This is a genomic window from Pseudomonas sp. PDM04, from assembly GCF_014851765.1.
Taxonomy (GTDB): domain Bacteria; phylum Pseudomonadota; class Gammaproteobacteria; order Pseudomonadales; family Pseudomonadaceae; genus Aquipseudomonas.
Genome location: NZ_JACVAI010000001.1, coordinates 247,641 through 270,092, shown reverse-complemented (window position 1 = coordinate 270,092; position 22,452 = coordinate 247,641). Strand labels below are relative to the sequence as shown.

Genomic DNA, 22,452 nt, shown 5'->3' with positions numbered 1-22,452 from the left:
GATATATTCTTGAGCGTTCTTCGAGGTGAAGAACAAGTTTCACGCCTAGTCGGGGCGTAGCGCAGTCCGGTAGCGCACTAGCATGGGGTGCTAGGGGTCGAGTGTTCGAATCACTCCGTCCCGACCATATAATTCAAGGGGTTGCGAGATTTTATCTCGCGACCCCTTTTTATTTTTTGCCGTTTTTACCCCCACAAAACCACCGGTTCTGGGTGGAATCCTCACGGCTTCCGCGTGGGGCGGGCGCAGGCTTTGGCGCTCACGCGTGTTCTCTCTACCAATGCTGTTTGGTCTTTCTCTTCAGGTCCTAACGTTTTTGAGTGTTTAAGGCTATTTTCTTGCTGATTGAGAACTACATACAGGTCAATCATCAGCTTGTTTATCTCAGGTCGCTCGGGTCATCCTGCATACCCGGAAGTTAGGCTTGGGCGGCACTGGGATCGTATAGCCGTCAGGGGACTAGACTGCGTAGGTCGTAGTCCACCATGAACAATCTAGCTTCAAAGGCGTGGCAGCGGCCTACAAGTTGAGGCTGCTTGGCGAATAGTTCGGACCCTTCTAGTACTGCGCGGATGATCCAACCTAGTTGGGCCTCCAGCCGAGTAAAAATTCTTGCTTTGACTAGCAGCCGCCTATTAGCCCGCCCGTCAGTCCGCAAACTACTCATCCCTGCTTGCTATGGAGCAGTGGTGCAGTCATCATTTCGCCACCTTGATGGCTATTTGATACGGCTGTACGTTACGGACGACGATTCCTCCTGAACCCACCCTCCAGAACGATAAAAACGGCAATTTATGCTGCGTAGCACGCTAGCGCATATGAATGTCATAAGCCATTGATTAACAAAGCGCATGGATGTCTTCAATGCATTTTTTCAAAAGATTCTTTGCTTTTATTGCTTCCCTTTTTTCGAGCCAGGAAACAGAGCATAGCGAACCGCTCATCCCGAAGATTGACCCTGAGAAGCTCAAGAAAAAGCTGGATCTTCAAAAAATCGCTAGAGAGCACGGCGCGAAAGGCATCCCGAGGAGCGGCGATACGCAATTAACCTCTGCCGAGCACGCCGTCCGTGCGGAGCTTGGCCGGATGCGAGAGCAAACGGTGAAGTATGGCGAGCAGCGTGTTAAGCAAATTCAGAATCGCCTGGACTCGATCGACATTACGCTGGATATGAACCGCGCCATCGAGTTAGGGAACGAGTTTGTTCGTACGTCCGATCATCACCTTACTCGTGAAGACGGGCGTATGAAGGATTTCGCAGCTGACACAAAAACAAAATTTCAGATCCTCAGCGATTTTCGTAGCGAAAACCGCCTGCCCAGTATCCCTGCAAAATGCCCCACTGGTGGTAGCCAATTTTTCAAGCTGATGGTCGTGCTTGGCTGTTGCGTCCTAGAAGGCGCGCTAAATGCCACGTTCTTCGGCTCAGGACTGGAGGGTGGTTTGCTCAGCGGTTTTACGATGGCCTTCATGTTGTCGTTTTTCAACGTACTTGCGTGTTTTCTCGCAGGGCTTGGTTTCAGAAACAAGAACCACGTCAGGGGAACACGCCAGTTTTGGGGGTGGGTCTCTTTCGCTTTGGCAGTAGCCGTCATGATTGGATTGGGGGTGTTGATCTCCTATTTCCGTTATGTGCTGACCGTGGATGAAGGCGGAAGTCAAAACGCCTTCCCTCTGGTTTGGCAAAGCCTTCGCACAGGCATATTTCCCATTCAGGATTTCGAGTCATTGATTCTGTTCTTCGGGACGATTGTGTTTGGCTGTGTCGGCGTTTGGGAGGGCTACAACTTCACGGATCGCTATCCGGGGTATGCGGGGGTATGGAGTCAATATGCTGAGGCTCACCGCCGCTATATCGAACTGATCGAAGGCTTGCGAGATAGGCTGGAAGTCGAGAAGGCAGAAGTGCTGTTGAAAATCGATAGTGGCGTGCAGGCAGCTGAAAAGGCGATCAAAGCTTTCAAGTTCAATATGAACCAGAAGTCGATAGTGAAAAAACAGGTATTCGAAACGCTGTTCATGGCCGATGAAACGCTGCAGAGCCTAACCCGCTACTACCAGAACGAAAATATGATGGCGCGCCCTACGGATGCTCAACCACCTGATTATTTCGACCATCCAGTGACATTTGGCCCCCTGGACATGCCGGATTTCAGTGTTCAGAAGGATGAGTTGCGACTGGATGCACAGGAGCAGCTTCTGCGTGAATTAGTCGCTGAAGTTGAGCCGATCCGGGCAAGAGTCCAATCTTCGTTCAACCAGCAATACAACCAGCTTCAGCCGCTCCAGGATTTGGTATAAGGGGATTTTTGATGTCGGTTTATGCCAAGCGTGAAAGTAACACCGGGAAATGGGTTTGGGGCGGTGTGATTGGCGTTGCAGTCGCCTTGGTGCTCGGCGGGATTGGCTATTACAAAATGAACCACGAAACCCTGGACAAGGAGACCCTTTGCCCCAGTAACGGCCCTAAAGGCCAATATGTCGTGTTAATTGATAACACCTCGCCGTTCCCTTTCACCCAAAAGGCTGCTTTGTCCCAGCGGCTCAAGACAATGGTGTTGAACGAGGTGCCTGAAGGGCACCTGCTTTCTGTGTTTTTGCTCGGGGAAAAATTTGAGCAAAACGAAAAGCCTATCTTCGAACGCTGCAACCCTGGTCAGTGGGGCGATCGCAGTCAACTCACAGCGACCAAGAAGTTTGTTGATAGGGATTTCAATGAAAAGTTCGCCAAGCCGCTCGATGCCGTTGTGCGCCATATCCCACTCGACGAACACAGCAAGCTGTCACCCATTTTTCAGATGCTCCAACTGGTAGGCATCAACGGGTTCGATCATGCCAACGTAAAAGGTGACCGCAAGCTTGTTATCTACTCGGACATGTTGGCCAACATGCCTGATTTCTCAATGTACAAAAATAAACGACACAATTATGCAGAGTTCGCCAAGTCTCCTTATGGTCGTAACGCCCAAGCGCCAGGCTTAAACGGAGCCACCGTGACCATCAATTTGCTGGCTAACGAGCAGAAAACGCCACAAACCAACGAGCTTGGCAATTTCTGGGCTCAATATTTCGAGGCCAACGGGGCTTCGATTGAGGGAATTACTGCAATGGAGGGGCTGTAATTGGACTTCAACAAGCACGTGCGCCGGGTGCAAACCTACTTCATTGCGGCGGTAATACTCAAGGCTACTTTGGCCGTAACCAGCCTCCTACTCAACGAGCCTTTCTGGCTCGGCTTTATGCTTCCATTGCTCGTGATGTGTTGTTATTGGTTTGTAGGTTACCGCGTACGGGAGAAGTGGAATGTCCAGCTCACCCTCGCAAAATTTGCGGACTCGGTGTACTACCTCGGGTTCTTATTCACTGTCGGCAGCATCATCATCTGTCTGCTCGACATTAACTCCATTGGTGAGAATCTCAATGGAATGGCCGTTCGGTTTGGCGCCGCGATGGTGAGCACAGCCATAGGCATGCTAGCCAGGGTGCTACATACAGGCTTCAAAGTTGATACAAACGACGCGGTCAGGAGCGTTGAGGAGCGTGCTGTTCAGTCGGCTGAAAACCTGACCATGGCTTTTGACGCTGCCAGCCAGCAGCTGGAGGTGTTCAGGGATCAAGTTATGGCTGCTTCCAAGGAAGCAGTGCAGAGCGTCCATGAGCAAATCACCACGATCTCTCAGCACAGCACCAATGCTATGGATGCGTTTTTCGCCAGCGCTACCCGTCAAAGCAATGAAGCTTTCGAACGCATCCTTAAACAAGCCAATGACGCCAGTACGGATTTACTGACCACCATCAACGGGCTTTCTGAGAACAGCTCTCAGACACTCGATCGCATGGAATCGCATGCACTCGACTTCGGTAAAAAAGCACAGGAGCGGCTCGATCAGACTCTGTTCCCGGATAACCTGTTCGCTCAAAAACTTAACCCCGCTATTGATACGCTATCCGGAACCACCGACACCCTGAACGAAGGGGTCTCTACATTGGCATTGGACGTCAAGGCTGCCGCTCGGATGGTGGGCACTGCGATCCGTAGTTTGAACACCAAAACTGAAACGATCGGACAGGCAGTCGCCGCGGTTAGTTCTATCGTGGAAAGCCAAGAACGCTTGGCGCAATCGATGAAGTCACAGGGCAGTGACGTCATGGATCGAGTGGAACAAATTCAAAAAAGCTATCTGGACGCGTTGGAAGATCAACGAGAGGATTTCATGGAGGACATGAAAGCTAACCAGCAGGTATTCGCGAAAATTGTCGAAAAGCTTGAAGAATTACGCACTGTTGTGAGTGACGAAACCACATTGGAACGTTTAACTCAGGAAGTAACGGGCGCACTAAATGCCGTCAGCGATTCCGGTGTTAAGAGTAACGAGGTCTTCGCGGACAATTTACGCTTGACGTTGATGCCGTTGGTGGAGGCGGTCGTGGCCAGCAGTGATGTGCATAAGGCGCTGGCTGCCAGCGTTGAATTGAGCAACCGCGGCATCGAGGCGGCGAATGCCAGATTGCTGGATGATCTGATGGGCAAGATTGATCTCATCAGCAATCCTGAAACACGTTTGATAGCGGCCAGCGAAGAAGCTTTCGGATCATCACTCGAGTCAATTGCCAACGCGACGCTGGCCCTCGACCATGTGCCTGCGTCGGATGTGAGAACTGCCTGATGAGTTCTAAAAATGATCAGGTGTTTCAGCTGTCACTTACCGAAATCTGGATCATTTTGTGTTTCATTCTTCTTTTGCTGATGGGGTACAAAGTTTGGCAGCTCACGCATAAGAATACGGAGATGGCGAACAAAATTTCCGCCTATCAAAATATCGATGAGCGTGAACAAGCTATCAAGCTTGCGAGTGATGAGCTCAAGGCGCGGATGGTTTCTCTAAAGGTGAAAAATCCAGACGAGATCATTTCGAAGCTCATCGATGCCTCCAAGGCAAAAGAAGAGGCCGGCCGCCTCAAGGTGCTACTCACTCAGAAAGATGAACAGCTTACTGCGCTAGCCGCTATCGATAAGGCTTTGCAGGAGGCTGGTAGCAAAAACAAGGGTGAAGATGCCAAGCGCCTTATCCTTGAAACAATGATGTCCTATGACCAGCTCAAAAAACTCGTGGTCGATCCTGACCAGGAAAAGGACGCACAACCCACGGACGTCATCAAACGCATAGGTGCTCTCAAGGCAACTGAGCAATTGTTGAAGGCCGCGTTAGGTCAAGAAGGCGTTCCGACTTTGGAGCAGATTTCAGATATTGTGAAGAACGCTGAAGCTTATGCCCAAGCCGAGAAACAAGGTGCAAATCCGACGACGTTGCAGAAAACCAACAGTGACCTGAAAGGGCAGGTTCAGTTTCTACAAAACAAGCTGAACAAGGGCAAGGGAGGCGATCTGCCGCCTTGCTGGGCGAACGAAGCCGGCAAAGCAGAAATGTTCCTCACGGTGTACTTGAAGGAGGACTCACTGAGCTTTGAACCGGCCTGGCCGCCAACACGACAGGCAGATGCTGAAGCGCTCCCGAATTTCTCCGCTCTGATGGCAAACACCACTCGCACGTATGAGGACTTTCTTCAGGCGGCACGCTCCATCTCTGATTTAGCCAATCAACGAGAGTGTAAATTCTATGTGCGACTGGCGAGTCAAATTCAAGGGGCAGTGATGTCCGATCGGCGCCGCCTGATGATCGAAAATTTGTTCTACAAGGTTGAAGTTCGACGTTAGGTCTTGTCGTCGATATGCGGTTTCTGAAGCGTGTTAACAGGCTCAGAATTACGCAAGGCTAGGCTGGTAATGATCACTCATCACCAGCCCAGTGGCGGGACGTCAGCGTGTTCGCGCGTAGTCGCGTCGGCGCAACGCAGTGCGGTTTCTTCCGCTTATTTTTCCAGAGAATGACTCTGTGCAAAAAGAATTGCGGTCGAGATATCGAGCGAGATGGAAGCAAACGACTTCATCAGCAAGGATTGCGGCAGTGCCCAATCCCACTTTTCGCGCAGCATGTTTTCCACCTCCGAAAGTATCGAGTCTAGATCAGCAGCATCCAGGCTTCCGACTTCTTTCAGTGCCATTTGGGTTCGACCGATGTCGGCATCAACCTCAATGGTAAGGCCAGCGTTATCACAAGAAAGGCCGACATGATTGAGTAACAAGCGCAGTGCATCGTTGGCATGATCACCTAGCCAGCTCATCAGATAACACTTGCCGCCCGCCTCAACTATGTAGCGCTTACCAAGGCCCAGCGAAACAAATGTCTTTCGAGCCTCGTCGAGAAGCTCTTGAGCCCCTTGATCAATAAAGGGGCAGGGGAGTGTGTCTGCCAAGACGGCTCGCATTTCTTGTCGTACGTTGTCATGCACCATCGCACCCAGACCGTCGAACTGAGGAGGGGCACCACCGCGTGCTGCTGAAACGATGATGACTTTAGCCTGGAGATCAACATCACGAACCTGCCACCTCCGGCCTCCGAAAATAATGCGCTGATCCTTGGTTAGTGGACGGCTTACCGGCACAGATCCCAGTGCCCTACCATCGCATACAAGGCGAAATTCTTCGTCGCTGGTGAATGCGCTGTAGAACTCATAGTGGTTGATCAATCGCTCTCCAACCGTCCCAGGAAGCAGCAATCCTGAGCTGTCCTGAACAATGAGCTCGTGTTCTCCGAGCGCCTTTAGCAGTTTCACAAAGTCTGGTTTTTCAACTTTTGGAAATGCTCCTTCAGCAATCAAACTTTTCCAGAGATCTGCGGCAGATGCACCGCCGCACTGGGCAATCACTGAAAGACATTGTTGAACGAGGGTGGACGCGTGAATGCCTTGAGCCCTGGGAGGTTCAAACCACCCCTTAGCCAGCAGTCGAACCATGGCAATGGTTTGAACCAAGCCTTGGCGCAGTTGATCCGAGAGGCTCGATCCATCTTTGAGTGGCGATTCCTTGCAGTAAATGCGCAGCGTTGCTTTTTCTCCTGGGCGCCTTCCCGATCGCCCTAGACGTTGTCGTAGACTCGCCACCGATGGTGGGGCACCAATCTGCACGACTGTTTTGATGCTGCCGATGTCTATGCCGAGCTCAAGCGTCGTGGTGCAAATCGCGGATGCTGCATGAGTCCCTGCCTTGAGAGCATGTTCTGCTTGCTCACGTAAGTCCTTCGAAAGGCTACCGTGATGAGGCCAGAATTCGTTAGGCACGCCGTCTTTCTCGCAGCGCCGTCGCAGTTGATCTGCGTACCATTCGACCTGAGACCGGCTGTTTGGGAAAATCAGGTTGTTACTGCCGCGTAACACCTTGTAAAGATGATCAGCGATCGCGAAGTCTGGGCTTGCCTCGTTCTCTGTCTCGTCTTCATTTTCCGCCTGGTCAGAGAGCTTTACGGGCTTCTTCTTGAGCTCGCTCATGGGTGGCTGAATGTAACCACGAACTTGCACCTGGAGAGTCTGGTTGGAGCTTTTTGATTCAATGACGGTAACGCCATCGGCATTTCCCGGGCGCAAAAACTCCGACGCCATCTTCATATCGCCGAGGGTGGCTGAGAGCCCGACTCTAGGGAGACGGTGGCCGGCAACAAGTTCTACCCGATGCATTAGCGACTGAAGTTGCTTGCCTCGTTCGCTACCGATGAACGCATGCAGCTCATCCACGACGATATAACGCAGGTGCTGGAACACCCCGCCAAGACTTGAACCGCGGTTGACGAACAGGGCTTCAAGGGATTCAGGAGTGATCAGAAGCACCCCCTCAGGGGACTTCAAAAAGCGATGTTTTTTGCTTGAGGAGATGTCCCCGTGCCAAGCCACTACGCGAATCTCAAGCTGCTCACAAAGACGGCTTAACCTGTCCCACTGGTCGTTGATCAGGGCCTTGAGCGGGCTGATATACAGCACCGAACCGGGTGGATCATCACGATTCAGCAAATTGGTGAGTATGGGAAGAAAAGCAGCCTCGGTTTTGCCTGCCGCTGTTGCTGCGGCGATGATGACATCCTGATCGGCATCCACCAGAACAGGTACCGCCCATTCCTGGGCGTCGCGCAAGGAAGTCCAGCCTTCCGCCCAAACCCATCTCTGGATTCGGGACTCAAGTTGATCGAAACCCGATGACTCAGAGTGTGAAGGTGGCAAGTTCATCGTCCGCATCGACTTTGGTATCGTCTTCGCCGCCTGAGTCCCTGGCGACCTCGACAGCTCCAAGCAGCATTCGCCAATCGGCGCCCGGGTTTTGCTCCAAGATGGCGAGCAGGTTGATGAACGCTGTGATCGTGGTACGTGGCGTGCGGAAGTAAGCTTCTCCCAGGCGCTGATTACAATGCGCCATGAACAAGGGGAGCGCTTCGTCAGGTAGTAAGTATTTTTCGACATCCCCGCCAGCGTATACGTGACGAAGTTTCTGAAGCAGCACGTAGAAGTCTTCCGGGGTCAGGCTGGTCAGGCGAATGACCGGCCCCGACAGATCCACCAATCCTGATTTTGCAAACGAGTTCTCGGCCAATCGAGATTGCAGGGCAGGGTAGCTGAATAGCCCCCGACGAGTGTCCATCAAAAACTCAGGCGTGCCACCTAAAACGAAACCAAGCCCTTCGGACGATCCCTGCAGAGAGTCATTGAGGATACGGAGGATCTGTTCGTAATTGGCATTACGAGCTTGGGTATTGGCCAGTTTGTAGAGGTTGACCAGTTCGTCGAGGCAGATCATCAGACCGCCAAAACCTGCAAGTCTGACGAATCTCGACAGGAGCTTGAGCTGATCGTAGACGGAGGCATCATCAATGATGGTTCGTACGCCCAAGGCTGCTCGGGCATCAGTCTTAGTGGTGAACTCTCCACGCAACCAACGGATGGCGTCGGCCTTGAGCTGCTCGTTGCCTTCTTCGAAACCTCGGCAATAGGCGGCAATCACCTCCGCAAAATCATACCCGTTGACCATCTCGGTCAGCTCGGCCAAGTGAGCACGAATAACAGTCTCGCTGTCTGTACCCGCCGCCTTGGCTTCGGTTTTGGCCTGAGAGATGAATTTCTCAACAATGCCTTGCATAGCCCCACCGTCGGGCTTCGTACGCGTCGACATGTTTTTAGCCAACTCGGAGTAAAGCGAACGTGCTTGTCCACCCGTGGCATGTAATCTGCGATCTGGGTTCAAGTCGGCATGCATGGTGACAAGCTTGCGCTCCATGGCAATGGCTCGTACTAGGTTCAGAAAAAACGTCTTGCCTGCACCGTACTCGCCAATGACGACTCGAAATGCCGATCCACTTTCAACCAGGCGATTGACGTCCTTGATCAGTGCATCTAGTTCGCCTACCCGGCCAACCTGAATCAGGTGTTGGCCCACGCGAGGAACGACGCCTGCGCGTAGCGACTGGATGACCGCATCGCGATCCTTGGCTCTGATAGTGCTCATAGGGCTAACTCTTCCAGAATGTCTGTATTGATCTCGACAGGGTCATCACCCTCAGTGACGGGCATGTCGAAACGTTCAAAAGCCATGTCGTTAATCTGTTCCAGGGCACCATCGAGCATCAGCTCCATGTCGCTGGCGGCAGCTTCAAGTTCGGAGCGGCTCCACTCAGGGCGTGAGATCAGCAACCGAAGGAATGCAGAGTGTTCTAAATCGAGACCATCAATGTCTGCACTCGACTCTTGTACTGATCCTGCCACATCGACCAACTGTTCCGGTTCATCAACCTGGTCATCAGTAAAGACTTTGGCAAGGAGGGCGGAGACCTCTGCGGTTTCTCGTTGCAGTTCTGCAATGCGCTCGTGATCAAGCACGAACCCTTGATTCGCAGTGGCGGTGATCGGGGTTCCAGGCTCGGAACGAGGAATGCCGGCTTTTGGTTTTACGGAGGCAATACTTGCTCCAGATGCAGCGCCGTGGAGATCGCTGTACAGCAACTGACTGTCTAGCTGCAGGGCCTTGTAAACGCGCTCAAGAAGTTTCACTTCCAATGGGCTGACGATGCCATCAGCTTGCGCCAGATGGGCCAGGAAGCTGGCAATCGTGCGTTTGGCTTCGACCGTTAGTGGGTCGAGTTTTTTCTTCAGGCTGGCCAGCGTTGGCGGTTGCTGGATCTGGATTCGCAGGTGTGCTTTAAGGCGTTTGCGATGGGCCACACTTAGGTGATTCCAGGAGTCGATGTGTTGAGCAAGCAGCGTAACTTCCTCAGTGGAGGTATCACCATCGGCAGAAGCCACAGCACTAGCAAGGTCGAGCGTCACCGAAGCAGCATTATAAGCTGCAGAAGCTCGCAGTGACCCGTCTTCTGGTTGAGTCACGAACAGCGCGATTTGATCCTCTGCCTTCGGTGTCTTACTGCCAGCCAGTACGTCGGGTTCAATACCAATGTGAAGCGATTCCAATGCGCGGGCAAGTGCAAGTACTTTGTCGCGGGACAGGGCGCCGGCGCTCTTGAACCGGCCTGCGAGTTCGCCAAAGCTCATGACAATCAGGTCGTCGCCAATTCTGAGTTGAAGCTCGTCCAATTCTGTACGGGCTGCCGTCGGCCAGAGAGTGACGGGAAGCTGCAGAAGACCTTCGAGAGCTTCTGCGCTTTCAGGGTTGCGGCCCAAATATCGGCTGTATGGTTCAAGCTCGGTAGTGCATAGCTCAACCAGCAACTGCAGGCTTTTTCGTGTGCCTGACGTGGCCAGGACATCAGGAAGGTCACCCAAGCTAAGCGTGGGGGCCATTAAGACCGCGGAGGCCGGCCGATAGCTGGTTTTAAGCTTGGTCTTGTTCTGCGCCAGGATAAGCCCCTTAGGATGGGCGCTCGTGTACTTAAGCTTAAACAGTCTCGAAAAGACATCCTTACAGCGGGTCACGGGCGTGCGTTTGCTGATGTTGGGATCAGCTAGCGTCCAGGCTAATGCCCAATCGGCATCAAGAGGGCGCTTGTTGGAGGCGAATTGCCCCAGACCTACGCGCAGTGGCAGTGGCATCTCGTAGCTATAGGCGACAACGTTGGGAGGTGGGCCAAGGTAAAGTTCTGGATCGATCTTGGTGTTGCTCAGGTAATCCAGAAAACCTTCTGCATATCCCCTGAACGACCTATTTTCCCCGTAGATACTCAATAGGCGTCGGACTTCTTCGACGATCAAAGGAAGCTCAGCCTTGACGCCCGGGTCACTCACTGCGTCAACGAGTGCTCGACGCTCTAGACCATAGAAATACAAAAAGACGTAGCCGGTGTCTGCCAGTGGGGCACGACGACCGCCCTCCAGCCATTGAAGGTATCCACGGCGAGCCTCTGACGTGATGGAGTGAAAACTGGGCCAATAGGACATCAGCCGTTCTTCTAGATCGACGTGTGTCTTTGCGATACGGAGCTTGGGGTTTATCAGTGAGGGTTCTTCGGCATCGTGCCGGCCACCTAGCACGCTGCCCATATAGAACATGCCATCGGGAATTGAAAAACCGGAAACGGTGACAGATTCACCTGCTGGCACCCAGCGAACATCAGGTTTTTGCGTGCTCGCATTTGGAATTTTGAAGGACTTTGAAGATGCTGAGCCGAGTTGGACAGTGTAAAAATCAGAGTTTTCCTCTGTGCCCATATTGCTCCCTGAAACCTCACGGATAGAGAAAGTGATGCCTGACCGTTGATGTTCTCGCAGATGTTCAGTCTCCGAAACGGCCACTGACAATTGCTCGGCCTGTCGCCTTGAGCGACGAACCAGCAGCCAAAAAACCGCGGCAATGCAAGCAATAACACCAATGGCGATCCAAGCATTTTTCGGGATCGATGCGACTGCGCCGAATGCCAGAGCGAAAATGATCAGGATGCCGTTACTTGTAGAGTTTTTTGCCTTCTTCCTTGCCATGAGTCGTTTCAACCTTGAAAGATGGGTGCTGGCGCAATGGCAGTATCCGATAATTGCCCTACGAGAACCATGGGCTGAGGAACGCTATTGATCGGAAAATTTTTGCTCGCGCACGAATAGCTACAATCATCAGAAGTAGCTTTTCAGCATGACGCGCGCAGATCATCCCCCTCCATTGCTGATGGCTGCGATTCATTGTGGCAGCTACCGGTCAGAAGTGGATGCTCACTAAGTCGATGATGTCAGCCCCTGTTGCAGAAGCTAGGATTGTTGCGTTGGCCATCTCTTTTCGACTAGCCGCGGCGTGCGCCTAAGCCCTGATCGTTCGCAATCAGTGCCTCGAATTCTTCGATGGTAATTTGGCCACGAAACGGACTTCCCCAACTTTTTACCCCCACAAAAACGTCGGCTCTTGATGGAGGTTCCTGGACTCTCATAGAGCAGAACACCGCTGGAGCTCAAGTAAATACTCGCTTGGAAAAATCCAGAGTGAAGTTTTGGAAGCTTTCAAGACGTAGTCTCGTAGTGGCATTTTAATAGTGATAAATTTCCCATCGTTGCAGGATCTGCCTGGTGAGTGCGGTGCCTACGTCAGGTGGTGTACTCGTTCAACGTCACAACAGGGCATCGCCTTGAAGAGGCTTCCCAATGCCAAAGAACCTTCCTGAAGAAAGAGCGTCAACGACGGCTGCCGATATCGAACGGTCCATTCAGGCCCTGAACAAAATGGCTGAACGCCTTTGGGGCAATGGCCGTGAGGCGGAGGCGAAAGCGCTCCTGGATGCTCTGGATGCCTTGAATCGGGCTTTGGATCGAATCAGGATTGGCGAAAGCCGCAGAGTTGTCACCCTCCACTAAGCGGGTCCGTTACTTGCTGAAAGCTCATTTCGGCATCAGTGCCTCAGGAACTCCGCTCCCAGGCGAGCGTGTTCTTCCTACACGCTGAGTCGCTTGCGCTGCTGCTTCACCCTGTACATCTCGTGATCAGCCAGCTTGATGACTTCGTCCGCCGTCATGTTTTTCGGCATCACCGCCACGACGCCCACGCTGGCGCCGGGGTAGTGGATATCGTCCAGACCATGACCCAACTCGTAACGTCCGATGGTCGCTTTGGAAAGGCGATCCTGCAGCCGTTCGGCGGCATGCTGCATGTCTTTGGCCTGGGCCGGGTGTTCGGACGGTGTGCCCAGGGCGATTGCGATGAACTCGTCACCCCCGGTACGTCCGATGATATCGCTGGTTCTCAGGGCCTGTTGCAGCCGGATGGCGACACCGCGCAGTAGCTCGTCGCCGGCAAGGTGGCCGTGGGTATCATTGACGAGCTTGAAGCCGTCGAGATCGATGACGCCCATGAGCAGGTACTTGTTTTCCCGTTCCGCGAGGGCGAGCAGGCGTGTGGCATCGCTGAGAATGGCGCGTCGGTTGGACAAACCGGTCAGCGGGTCCGACAGGGCCAGTCGGGTCAACTCGGCGTTGACCACCTGCAGCCGCTCCACCAGCCGTTCACGTTCCAGTGAATAGCCCAGCAGCCCCGACAGCAGCATCAGCAACGGTTCCGCTTCGGGCGTGCGCGGCACCCGATCCGAGCTGGCGGCGCAGACGGTTCCCAGCACCTCTCCATCGTGGGATTTGATGGGCGCACTCACGTAGGTCTGGATGCCCAGGGTCGCCGCGGCTTCGGAATCGCCCCAGCAGTCGGCAACGTCATCCGAGTACAGGCGGTTCTCGTCCAGCGCCCGTTTGCACAGCGTATCGGCCCATGGCACGACGAGGCCTTCCGGGATCACCAGGTCACCGGCGTTGCGCGCGAACTCGACACGCTGAAGGCCTTCGTCGGTGTCGATGGTGGTCAGGTAGGTCGATTCCATTCCCGTGACCTGGCTGAGCAGGGCCAGCAACGGTCGCGTCAGTTGCTCCAGGTTATGGGCTTTGGGAATGGTCTCGGAGAGAAGAGAAAGAAGCTGATCCATCTAAGCCTGCCGGTCGCTGAAAAGGTTTATCGATTATCGACGTGTCGGCGGCCAACTTTACAGCCCGGGGAGGGCCCTGGCTAATGGAAGACTGAATGTCGTGGGACACCTCCGGCCTGGAGGGTCCCCCTGTCACCGTGACAGGCGTGGGGCGCCTGTCATGGTGCAGCGTTGACTCACTGGGTTTTACGCACCGCGTCGATGATGACCTTGGCCACATCCGCAGGGCGCGACTGTTGTGGCACGTGGCTTGATTCGACCTCGGTGACCTGCGCCTTGATCTTCTTGGCAAATGCGCGTTGCAGGTCGGGTTGGATCATGCGGTCTTCACGGGCCACCACGTACCAGGACGGTTTGCCGTTCCAGGCCGCGACGCTGGTCTTGTCTTCAAACGCGGCGGCGCGGATCGGTCCCTGTGTAGAGGCCATGACGGCCGTCTGTGCGGCCGGCAGATCCTGGGCGAAGCCGGTGGCCATGCCTTTGGGGGTCATGTACAGGAAACCGTTTTTATCGGCGGCGATGTCCTTGGTGCCGACCGGCGCAGGGTACTCCTTGCCCAGGTCCTTGACGGCCTGACCGGCATCGGGGGCAAACGCGGCGACGTACACCAGGCCACGAACTTTCTGGTCAGTACCGGCCTGACTGATTACTGTACCGCCCCAGGAGTGCCCGACCAGCACCACATCGTTGTCCTGGTTGTTCAGTACGCGCTGGGTGGCGGCGACGTCGTCGGCCAGCGAGGTCAACGGGTTTTGCACCACGGTCACCTTGATGCCTTCGGCTTGCAGCAAAGGAACGACCTTGGCCCAGTCGGAGCCGTCGGCGAAAGCGCCGTGTACGATCACCACCGAGGGTTGCGGGGCGGCGTGGCTGGCAGCGGCGAACAGGGAGGTGGTCATGGCGAGTGCGAGGGCGATAGCCTTGGGTTTGAACATGGTGGAATCTCCTGTGGTTGATGGGATCAGTTTCAGGAATTCAGGCAGGGTCCGGTATCGGTCGTTTATCCGAGGCCGGGCAAAAACCGAGTGAATCATGGAGAGCGATATGCGCGAGAGTGATGGCATCGAGCTGGAAAGCGCGATCCTGTGTTTGTCCGTGGTAGGCGACCTGAGCATGGGGCAACCCACGGATCAGTCGCGCCGTGCCGCGCGTCTGGCGCAGATGCTCGCGCAGTCCTGCGACGGCGCCGGCGAGCACACCGAAGTGGCGCGTCAGGTGTCCCTGCTGCGCTGGTCGGGCTGCACCGCCAACGCCGAAGGCTTCATGCGCCTGCTCGGCGATGACGTCGGCGGCCGTAACGCCATGCTCACTCACACACTCGGCGCGGCAGGCTTGCGCGCCATGCGCAAATCGGCACCCTTGGCCCAGGTGCATTGCGAGGTGGCGGGTGACATCGCCCAGACACTCGGCCTGAGCGCCCCGGTAGAGCTGGGGCTGCGGCATGTGTTTGAGCAGTTCGACGGTGAAGGCAACCCCGGTGAATTGCGCCATCCCGATGTACCGCAGGTGGTTTACCAAGTGCTGTTGGCCGGTGACCTGGAGATTCTCGCGCGGGTGCATGGGCTGGACGCCGCGCTGGAGTGGATCGCCAGCCAGGCCAATCGTCGTTACCCGGCCGCATTGGCCGCCGAGCTGACGCGCAACGCCGTGGACTGGCTGGACGCGCTGCGCCAGCCGCAGACCGCTGACTCACACTCGCCTGCGCTCAGGGCACAGGTCCCTCTCACCCTGGTCGGAGACGTCATCGACCTCAAGGTTCCCTGGCTGGCGGGTTACTCGCGCCGTTCCGCCGAGCTGGTGCGGGACGCCGCCAGGCTCTGGGGGCTGGCGGAGCCGGCCGTCGAGCAATTGGGCAAGGCGGCGTTGATTCATGGGGTCGGCCGTGCGGCCGTGCCCAATCGCATCTGGAACATGGCCGGACCGTTGCTGGACGGCGATCTCGAACAGGTCCGGCTGGTGCCTTACTGGACCTCGCGTGCCTGCAACCAGATCGCGGAACTGGCAGCCCCTGGCCGAATCGCCGCCAATGCCTACGAGCGGCTCGATGGCAGCGGCTACTTCAAGGGCCTCGACGGCGATGCCCTGCAACCGGAACATCGCCTGTTGGCGGCGGCGCTCGCCTGGCAGGCCTTGCGCTCCGTGCGCCCCTGGCGGCCAGCGTTGAGCGAGGGGGACGCCGAACGCCTGATCCTCGACGAGGCCGCGCAGGGGCGTTTCGACCCTCGGGCCTGCCAGGCGGTGATTGCCGCTGCACGCGGCGAGCGTGCGGTAGCGCCCTGCAAAACCAACGACAGCCCGCTGAGCGAGCGTGAAACGCAAATCCTGCAGCGCATCAGCATGGGGGGTAGCAACAAGGAGGTGGCACGCCAGCTCGGCATCAGCCCGAGCACGGTGCGCACCCACGTCGAGAGCGTGTTCCGCAAACTGCAATGCACCACCCGTGCCGCGGCGACACTCAAGGCGCTGACGCTGGGGCTGATCTGAGTTTCACGCAGGGTGTGCGGCGTCGCGGCTCAAGACCTGATGAAAATTTCCGCCGCATTACTTCCCAGGCCTTCCGCACCCACGAAGAACCGATTGACCCGCTTGTCATAAACAATCGGGTTCACCAGGGTTGAAATGCCCAGGTCCGGCAAGTCCTCGACGATGGTTCGCTGAAATTCGGCGAACAAGTCGAAGCGTTTGCCCACGTCGGTTTCCACAGCCGCCGCTTCCAGCAACTGGTCGACTTTCGGATTGCTGTAATGCGCACCGTTGGAGAAGGGCACGCCCGGCTGGAAGTTCTTCGACCAGTACAGGCGCTGCACACCCACGGTCGGGTCGAACAGGTTGCTCATGCCATTGAGGGTGAAGTCGAAGTCGCGGTCGGTGTAGACCCGTTTGACATAGGTGGCGAAGTCCTGGGAGCGCAGGGTGACCTGGATGCCGATTTTCGCCAGGGCCTGCTTGATGTAGTCGGCGGTACGGCGGTAGGTTTCCGGGCCAGGCAGCGGGTCCAGAGTCAGCTTGAAACGCACGCCCTTGGCATCCCTGGGCAATCCGGCTTCGTCGAGCAACTGGTTGGCCCTGGCCACGTCAAAAGCGTAGCGGGGCAGGTCCGGCGCATGAAAATGCTTCATGTCCGGGCTGATCGGTCCGTACAACGGCTGGCCGTAGCCGAGGAAGATGGTCTTGCGGATGAACTCGAGATTGATGGCATGGGCGATGGCGCTGCGCACGGCGTGCCGTTGCAGGTACGGGTTATCGAAGTTGAACTCGACGCGGGTAATGCCGTTGATGTACGGCTCGCCGCGGTCCTCGATGCTCAGGCGCGGGTTGCCCTTGATCCGGTCGATGTCGCTCAGCGGCACACCACCGGTGGAAATGTCGATTTCCCCGGCTTCCAGCGCTGCCACTGTGGCGGCCGAATCGGCGATGAAGCGCACGATGACCCGATCCAGATACGGTTTTCCTGCATCCCAGTAGTGGGGGTTGCGTTCAAGGATCACATGGCTGCCGCGCACCCACTCCTTGAACACGAACGGCCCGGTGCCGATCGGCGCGGTGGCGTTCGGGTGGGTTTCCGGACGGGCGTCCTTGTACACGTGCCTGGCGACGATGGGCGATTCGCAGGCCGCCAGGGCGGTCAGCAGGTACGGTGCCGGTTTGCTCAATTTGAGCTGCACCAGGTGCGGGTTGATCGCGGTGACGCTGGCGACGTTGGCGAATGTCGCCCGGCCCCGTGGGTTGGAGGCCTTGAGGGTCTGCAGCGAGAACACCACATCATCGGCGGTGAAGTCCTGGCCGTCGTGCCACTTCACGCCCTGGCGCAGGCTGAAGGTGTATTCCAGGCCATCGTCGCTGACGGTCCAGGCGGTGGCCAGTTGCGGCAGCGGCTTGAGATCGAGGTCGTAGGTCAGCAAACCCTCGGTGATCTTGCCGGTGATGTACACCGCCGCGCCGGCAGTGTGGGTCAGGTTGACCAGAATCGGCGGTTCGATGGCGATGTGCATTTTCAACGTGCCGCCACGCACCGGGGTGTCTTCGGCGAAGGAAAAGCGCGGTGTCAGTTGCAGCAGTGTGGTGGTGGCGCTGGCGTAGGCCAGCAACTGGCGTCGGGTCAGGCTCATGGCGGTATCCGGTGGGTCACGGGTTCGCGCGGCGAACCCGTGACAGGTGAAAGAAAATCAGCGCGGGGTACGACCTTCAACGGGATGACCCGGGTCGGTGAAGCCTGGTGTCGAGGTGTGACCAGGGCTGACCAGTTGATTGACGAACGCTTCGTCTTCGGCGCTGATCTTCACCTGCAAGGCTCGCTGATATTGGTCCCACTGTGCTTCGGTGCGTGGCCCGGCGATGGCCGAGGTGACCTGGCGGTTGTTGAGCACCCAGGCCAGGGCAAAGTCCGCCGGGGTCACGTCGCGGCCGCTCAGGTGTTCCTGGATGCGTTGGGCCACGTTCAAAGACTCCGGACGCCATTCGGTTTCCAGCACGCGTTTATCATTGCGACCGACCCGGGAGTCAGCGTCCGGCTGCACGTCCGGACGATATTTGCCGGTCAGCACGCCACGAGCCAGCGGGCTGTAGGTGACCACGCCGAGGCCGAAATGGTGGGCCGCCGGAATCTGCTCGGCTTCGGCGCTGCGATTGACGATGTTGTACAGCGGCTGGCTGGCCACCGGGCGGTCGATGCCCAGTTCGTCCGCCAGTTGCGCCACCTCGGCAATCCGCCAGCCGCGGAAGTTGGAGACCCCGAAGTGGCGCAATTTGCCTTGCCTGATCAGGTCGGCGATGGCGCGCACGCCTTCACCCAAAGGAGCGTCGAAGGTGGCGTGGTGGAAGTACAGAATGTCGATGTAGTCGGTGCCCAGGCGCCGCAGGCTGTCTTCCACCGACTGAATGATCCACTTGCGCGATTGCCCGCCGACATTGGGCCGCCCGGCCCGGGAATAGCCGAACTTGGTGGCCAGCACCCAATGGTGCCGTGTGTCATGGATGGCCCGACCTACCACGCTTTCCGATTGGCCGTCATGGTAGACGTCGGCGGTGTCGATGAAGTTGATGCCTTGCTCGTGAGCCTTGGCGATGATGCGATGGGACGTCGCTTCATCGGTGGGACCGCCGAACATCATGCTGCCCAATGTCAGCGGTGAAACCTTGAGGGCGCTGCGGCCGAGGTAGCGATATTCCATGGAAGAACTCCGGGGTTAATGACGGCCGTTGGCCTGGTGGGGATTGAAAGCGTCGGTCAGGCCGTCGCCGATCAGGTTGAAGGCAAGCACCGTGAGGAAGATCGCCAGACCGGGAATGGCGGTCAGGTACCAGGCGCTGCGGATCTGTTCACGGCCGCTGCCGATCATGCTGCCCCAGCTCACCTGGTTCGGATCGCCGAGGCCCATGAACGACAGCGCCGACTCCATCAACACCGCCGAAGCGACCATGATCGAGGTGGTGACAATCAGCGTCGGCAGGATGTTCGGCAGCACTTCGAGGACAATGATCCGTAGTTGGCTGTAGCCGACGCTGCGGGCGGCGAGGATGTATTCGCGCTCGCGGATCGAGCGCACTTCGGCGCGTACCAGGCGTGCGACCGTGGGCCAGGAAATGATGCCGATGGCGAAGATCAGCGTCGGCACCGAGGGCTGGGCAATCGCGACCAGCGCCACCAGCAGGACGAAGCTGGGCATGGTCTGGAAAATCTCGATCAGGCGTTGCAGGGCATAGTCGACACGCCCGCCGAAATAGCCGGCCAGCGCGCCGACGCTCAGGCCCAGCGACACGCCGAACAGGCTGGCGAGCATCCCTACTTGCAGCGATACGCGGCCGCCATGGACGATCCCGGCCAGCACATCGCGGCCCAGGGCATCGGTGCCCAGCGGGTAGTGCCAGTCCTGGCCCGGCCACAGCAAGGCGTCGGCCTCCATCGCCAGCGGATCGCCGGGGAACAGCAGCGGCGCAATCAGCGCCAGCACGCTGACCAGGAGCAAAAACAGCAGCCCGCCGATGGCCGTCGGGTTACCCGCGAAACGTCGCAGCGCCGCGCTGCGTGGCGCGCTCATCGACGGCTCCGGATACGCGGGTCGAGCCAGGTTTGCAGCAGGTCGACCAAGACATTGGTGGCGATCACCAACAGCGACGACACCAGCAATATGCCGAGCAGGACGTTGTAGTCGCGAGCCATCACCGCGTCGTAGGCCAGTCGCCCGAGCCCCGGCAGGCTGAACACGGTTTCGATCACCACGGCGCCGCCGAGCATGCCGCCCAGGTGCAGCCCGGCCATGGTGGTGATCGGCAGCAGCGCATTGCGCAGCACATGCTTGAAGGTGATGAGCCAGGGCGACAAGCCCTTGGCGGTGGCGGTGCGCACATAGTCCTGGGCGCCGGCCTCGAGCATGGACGCACGGGTCAGGCGGGCGTATATGGCGATGTAGATCAGCGCCAGTGAGCTGGCCGGCAGTGCCATGTAGCGCAGCGTGTCGACGACGGCGGCCCAGCCGTGCAGGTCAGCGCCAATGGTCCCGGCGCCTCCGGTGGGCAGCCAGCCGAGCTTGACCGAGAACACCACGATCAGCATCAGGCCGATCCAGAAGCCCGGCACCGAATAGAAAAACTGCGAGCACACCGACAGCAACCGATCCGGCCAGCGCCCGTGCCAGTGAGCCATGAGCATGCCGAGGGCGATGCCGATCAGCAGCGAGAACGTCAGCGCCAACAGCATCAGGGTCAACGTGGTACCCAGGCGTTGCGAAATCAGCGCCTCGACGGTTGAGCCGTAGCGTGGTGAATAGCCGAGGTTGAGGTGCGCGAGGTTATTCAGGTAGTTCCACAGCTGCACGCCGATCGACTGGTCGAGACCGAACTGGCTGCGCAAGGCCGCGAGGCTTTCCTGGGTGGCCGAACCGGATTCGCCGGCCATGACATCCGCGGCGTCGCCCGGTGCCAGTTGCAGTAATAGGAAGTTGATCAACAAAATACCGAGCATGGTCGGCAGGGTGTGCAACAACGCGCGCCAGAGTGCGTTGCTGAATATCAGCAAGTTCTTCATTGAATGATTCCATCAAGTGCGCCGCTATTAACGGGTTGCTTATAACCTTTGTCAATGAAGGAAAAAGTTCTATCGTTATGCTTTTGCGTTTATCTAAGCATAGATAAAAACGATATACGTCGGTTAAGTTCAAGCGATTGACGGGTCGCCGGGGGATGATTACTGTCGGCCTCCAGCAACAAATCGAGTTTTCGCTAATTGGGGTATATGTCCAAAAGTTATAGGGTCTGTCCATCGTGGGCAGAGCAACTTTATTCGTTCGTTAGATGAGGCAAGTGTGACGTTCAATCATTCCATTGATGTCAGCTCGAACCGGCCCGGAACTTCATCCCCCGATGTCTTGCGCACTTTGCTGGGGCGTATCCCGGCCCTGGCGGGAGAGATCGCCAAGGAAGCGTCGCAGCGTGATCTGGAGCGCGAGTTGCCGTTCGAAGCCTTCCGCCTGATCCGCGAGGCCGGGCTTGGCGCCCTGAGGATTCCCGTCGAGCTGGGCGGGCCCGGCGGTAGCGTGAGCGACTACATCGAGCTGATCGCGAGCCTGGCTGCCGCCGACCCTAACGTCGCCCATGCGCTGCGTTCGCATTTCAACTTCAGCGAAGCGGTGATCCATAGCCCGGACAGTGCCGAGAAGCGCGATTACATCAGCAAGATTCTCGATGGCAAGCTGTTTGCCGGGGCTCACACCGAGGTGGGTGCGCCGCTGGGCACCATTCTCACGCGCTTGACCCGGGTCGGGGACAGTTACCGTTTGAACGGCAGGAAATGGTACGCCACCGGCTCTGCCTACTCCGATTTCCTGTCTTTCTCCGCGACCAACGATGACGGGCAGGTGGTTTCCGTGCTGCTGCCCGCCGACCGCCCGGGCATCAACGTGCTCGACGACTGGGACGGCATGGGCCAGCGCCTGACCGCCAGTGGCGGGGTGTTGCTGGACAATGTCGAAGTGCTGGTCAGCGAACTGAAGACCCGCAGCCACGACGCTGATGTCGGCCGCCATTGCTCGACGTTGCGCCAGTTGCACTTGGCTGCCTGCGCCGCCGGCGTGGTGCGCAACATCCGCCAGGACGCGGTGAGTTACGTACGCAAACAGGCGCGCGCGGCCATGCACAGCCCGGTGGAGATCGCCCGGGACGATCAGTTCGTGCAACAGGTGGTCGGCGAAATTGCCGCCAACGTCTACGCGGCGGACGCGTTGATCGCCCACACCGCTCGTATTCTGGATGAAAGTTCACGCGCCCTGTTAAGTGCTGATCCGGGGGTGGATCAACAATTGATCGATGCGTCGATCAGTAATGCACAGATGCAAGTGGTGGTCGCCAAACTTGCCCTGCGTTCTGCCGAAGTCCTGTTTGAAGTCGGAGGCGGTTCGGCGACCTCACGAAAGTACAACTTTGATCGGCATTGGCGAAATATTCGCACGGTATTGAACCACAATCCCTTGTTGCACAAGGCACGGGTTGTCGGTGACTTTTATTTGAATGAAACCACCACACACCTGAGAGAGGGGCTGGTTTTCTAAGTTGTTGTGCATGGACGCTGCAAGTTTGATCTTTCCATCCGCTTCACCCTACTAACGCGCAAGACCCCACCAGGTACCGCATCTCCTAATCCTTGTTAGATGGCCAGGAACGTCCACCACGCCAGCAATAAATT

At 57.0% G+C, this 22,452-nt stretch carries 16 protein-coding genes and 1 tRNA gene; 8 read left to right on the top strand and 9 right to left on the bottom strand.

Annotated elements, in window-relative coordinates:
* Nucleotides 1-50 precede the first annotated feature (50 nt).
* The 5 genes from IB249_RS01235 (at nucleotide 51) to IB249_RS01215 (ending at nucleotide 5,716) form a co-directional block, all read left to right on the top strand.
* Nucleotides 51-127 (top strand) — tRNA-Pro (locus tag IB249_RS01235).
* A gap of 737 nt (nucleotides 128-864) precedes the next feature.
* Complete coding sequence (locus IB249_RS01230; protein WP_192301719.1) at nucleotides 865-2,301, top strand: hypothetical protein; 1,437 nt, start codon at nucleotides 865-867, stop codon at nucleotides 2,299-2,301.
* An 11-nt stretch (nucleotides 2,302-2,312) separates the two neighbouring features.
* Nucleotides 2,313-3,122: a hypothetical protein gene (locus IB249_RS01225; RefSeq protein ID WP_192301718.1), complete on the top strand. Its 810-nt coding sequence runs from the start codon at nucleotides 2,313-2,315 to the stop codon at nucleotides 3,120-3,122.
* Nucleotides 3,123-4,667, top strand: a complete 1,545-nt coding sequence (locus IB249_RS01220) for a hypothetical protein (RefSeq protein ID WP_192301717.1) — start codon at nucleotides 3,123-3,125, stop codon at nucleotides 4,665-4,667. It abuts the gene before it with no gap.
* A complete protein-coding gene (locus IB249_RS01215) occupies nucleotides 4,667-5,716 on the top strand; it encodes a hypothetical protein (RefSeq protein ID WP_192301716.1) in 1,050 nt (349 codons plus the stop codon). The genes IB249_RS01220 and IB249_RS01215 overlap by 1 nt, the downstream gene beginning before the upstream one ends.
* Before the next feature lie 155 nt (nucleotides 5,717-5,871).
* Here the strand turns inward: IB249_RS01215 and IB249_RS01210 are convergent, their stop codons facing one another.
* From IB249_RS01210 to IB249_RS01200, 3 genes are read right to left on the bottom strand one after another with little or no spacing between them, the layout of a single operon-like run.
* The gene (locus IB249_RS01210) at nucleotides 5,872-8,115 is read right to left on the bottom strand and encodes a DEAD/DEAH box helicase (protein ID WP_192301715.1); all 2,244 of its coding nucleotides are present in this window, start codon (nucleotides 8,113-8,115) and stop codon (nucleotides 5,872-5,874) included.
* Nucleotides 8,090-9,385, bottom strand: coding sequence for an ATP-binding protein (locus IB249_RS01205; RefSeq protein ID WP_069557042.1), 1,296 nt, complete (start codon nucleotides 9,383-9,385; stop codon nucleotides 8,090-8,092). The genes IB249_RS01210 and IB249_RS01205 overlap by 26 nt, the downstream gene beginning before the upstream one ends.
* Nucleotides 9,382-11,805 carry a TerB N-terminal domain-containing protein gene (locus IB249_RS01200; RefSeq protein WP_192301714.1) on the bottom strand — a complete coding sequence of 808 codons (2,424 nt, stop codon included), beginning with the start codon at nucleotides 11,803-11,805 and terminating at the stop codon, nucleotides 9,382-9,384. Before IB249_RS01200 ends, IB249_RS01205 begins: the two co-directional genes overlap by 4 nt.
* 648 nt (nucleotides 11,806-12,453) lie before the next feature.
* On the opposite strand from IB249_RS01200, the gene IB249_RS01195 reads away from it, so the two are divergent.
* Complete coding sequence (locus IB249_RS01195) at nucleotides 12,454-12,663, top strand: hypothetical protein (RefSeq protein ID WP_192301713.1); 210 nt, start codon at nucleotides 12,454-12,456, stop codon at nucleotides 12,661-12,663.
* 77 nt (nucleotides 12,664-12,740) lie between these two features.
* On the opposite strand, the gene IB249_RS01190 is transcribed toward IB249_RS01195, so the two are convergent.
* Together IB249_RS01190 and IB249_RS01185 are read right to left on the bottom strand one after the other, a co-directional pair.
* Entirely contained in the window at nucleotides 12,741-13,775 is a 1,035-nt protein-coding gene (locus tag IB249_RS01190; RefSeq protein ID WP_192301712.1) for a sensor domain-containing diguanylate cyclase, read from the bottom strand.
* Between the two features lie 176 nt (nucleotides 13,776-13,951).
* Entirely contained in the window at nucleotides 13,952-14,710 is a 759-nt protein-coding gene (locus IB249_RS01185; RefSeq protein ID WP_192301711.1) for an alpha/beta fold hydrolase, read from the bottom strand.
* A gap of 109 nt (nucleotides 14,711-14,819) precedes the next feature.
* On the opposite strand from IB249_RS01185, the gene IB249_RS01180 reads away from it, so the two are divergent.
* Entirely contained in the window at nucleotides 14,820-16,259 is a 1,440-nt protein-coding gene (locus IB249_RS01180) for an HD domain-containing phosphohydrolase (protein WP_192301710.1), read from the top strand.
* 29 nt (nucleotides 16,260-16,288) lie between these two features.
* On the opposite strand, the gene IB249_RS01175 is transcribed toward IB249_RS01180, so the two are convergent.
* From IB249_RS01175 to IB249_RS01160, 4 genes are read right to left on the bottom strand one after another with little or no spacing between them, the layout of a single operon-like run.
* A complete protein-coding gene (locus IB249_RS01175; RefSeq protein ID WP_192301709.1) occupies nucleotides 16,289-17,884 on the bottom strand; it encodes an ABC transporter substrate-binding protein in 1,596 nt (531 codons plus the stop codon).
* 57 nt (nucleotides 17,885-17,941) lie between these two features.
* Nucleotides 17,942-18,946 carry an aldo/keto reductase gene (locus IB249_RS01170; RefSeq protein WP_192301708.1) on the bottom strand — a complete coding sequence of 335 codons (1,005 nt, stop codon included), beginning with the start codon at nucleotides 18,944-18,946 and terminating at the stop codon, nucleotides 17,942-17,944.
* A gap of 15 nt (nucleotides 18,947-18,961) precedes the next feature.
* The gene (locus tag IB249_RS01165) at nucleotides 18,962-19,813 is read right to left on the bottom strand and encodes an ABC transporter permease (protein ID WP_192301707.1); all 852 of its coding nucleotides are present in this window, start codon (nucleotides 19,811-19,813) and stop codon (nucleotides 18,962-18,964) included.
* Nucleotides 19,810-20,799 (bottom strand): ABC transporter permease, encoded by a 990-nt coding sequence (locus IB249_RS01160; RefSeq protein WP_192301706.1) that lies wholly within the window; start codon nucleotides 20,797-20,799, stop codon nucleotides 19,810-19,812. Before IB249_RS01160 ends, IB249_RS01165 begins: the two co-directional genes overlap by 4 nt.
* 277 nt (nucleotides 20,800-21,076) lie before the next feature.
* Between IB249_RS01160 and IB249_RS01155 the strand changes: the two genes are divergently transcribed.
* Nucleotides 21,077-22,318 carry an acyl-CoA dehydrogenase family protein gene (locus tag IB249_RS01155; protein ID WP_318653478.1) on the top strand — a complete coding sequence of 414 codons (1,242 nt, stop codon included), beginning with the start codon at nucleotides 21,077-21,079 and terminating at the stop codon, nucleotides 22,316-22,318.
* Nucleotides 22,319-22,452 lie beyond the last annotated feature (134 nt).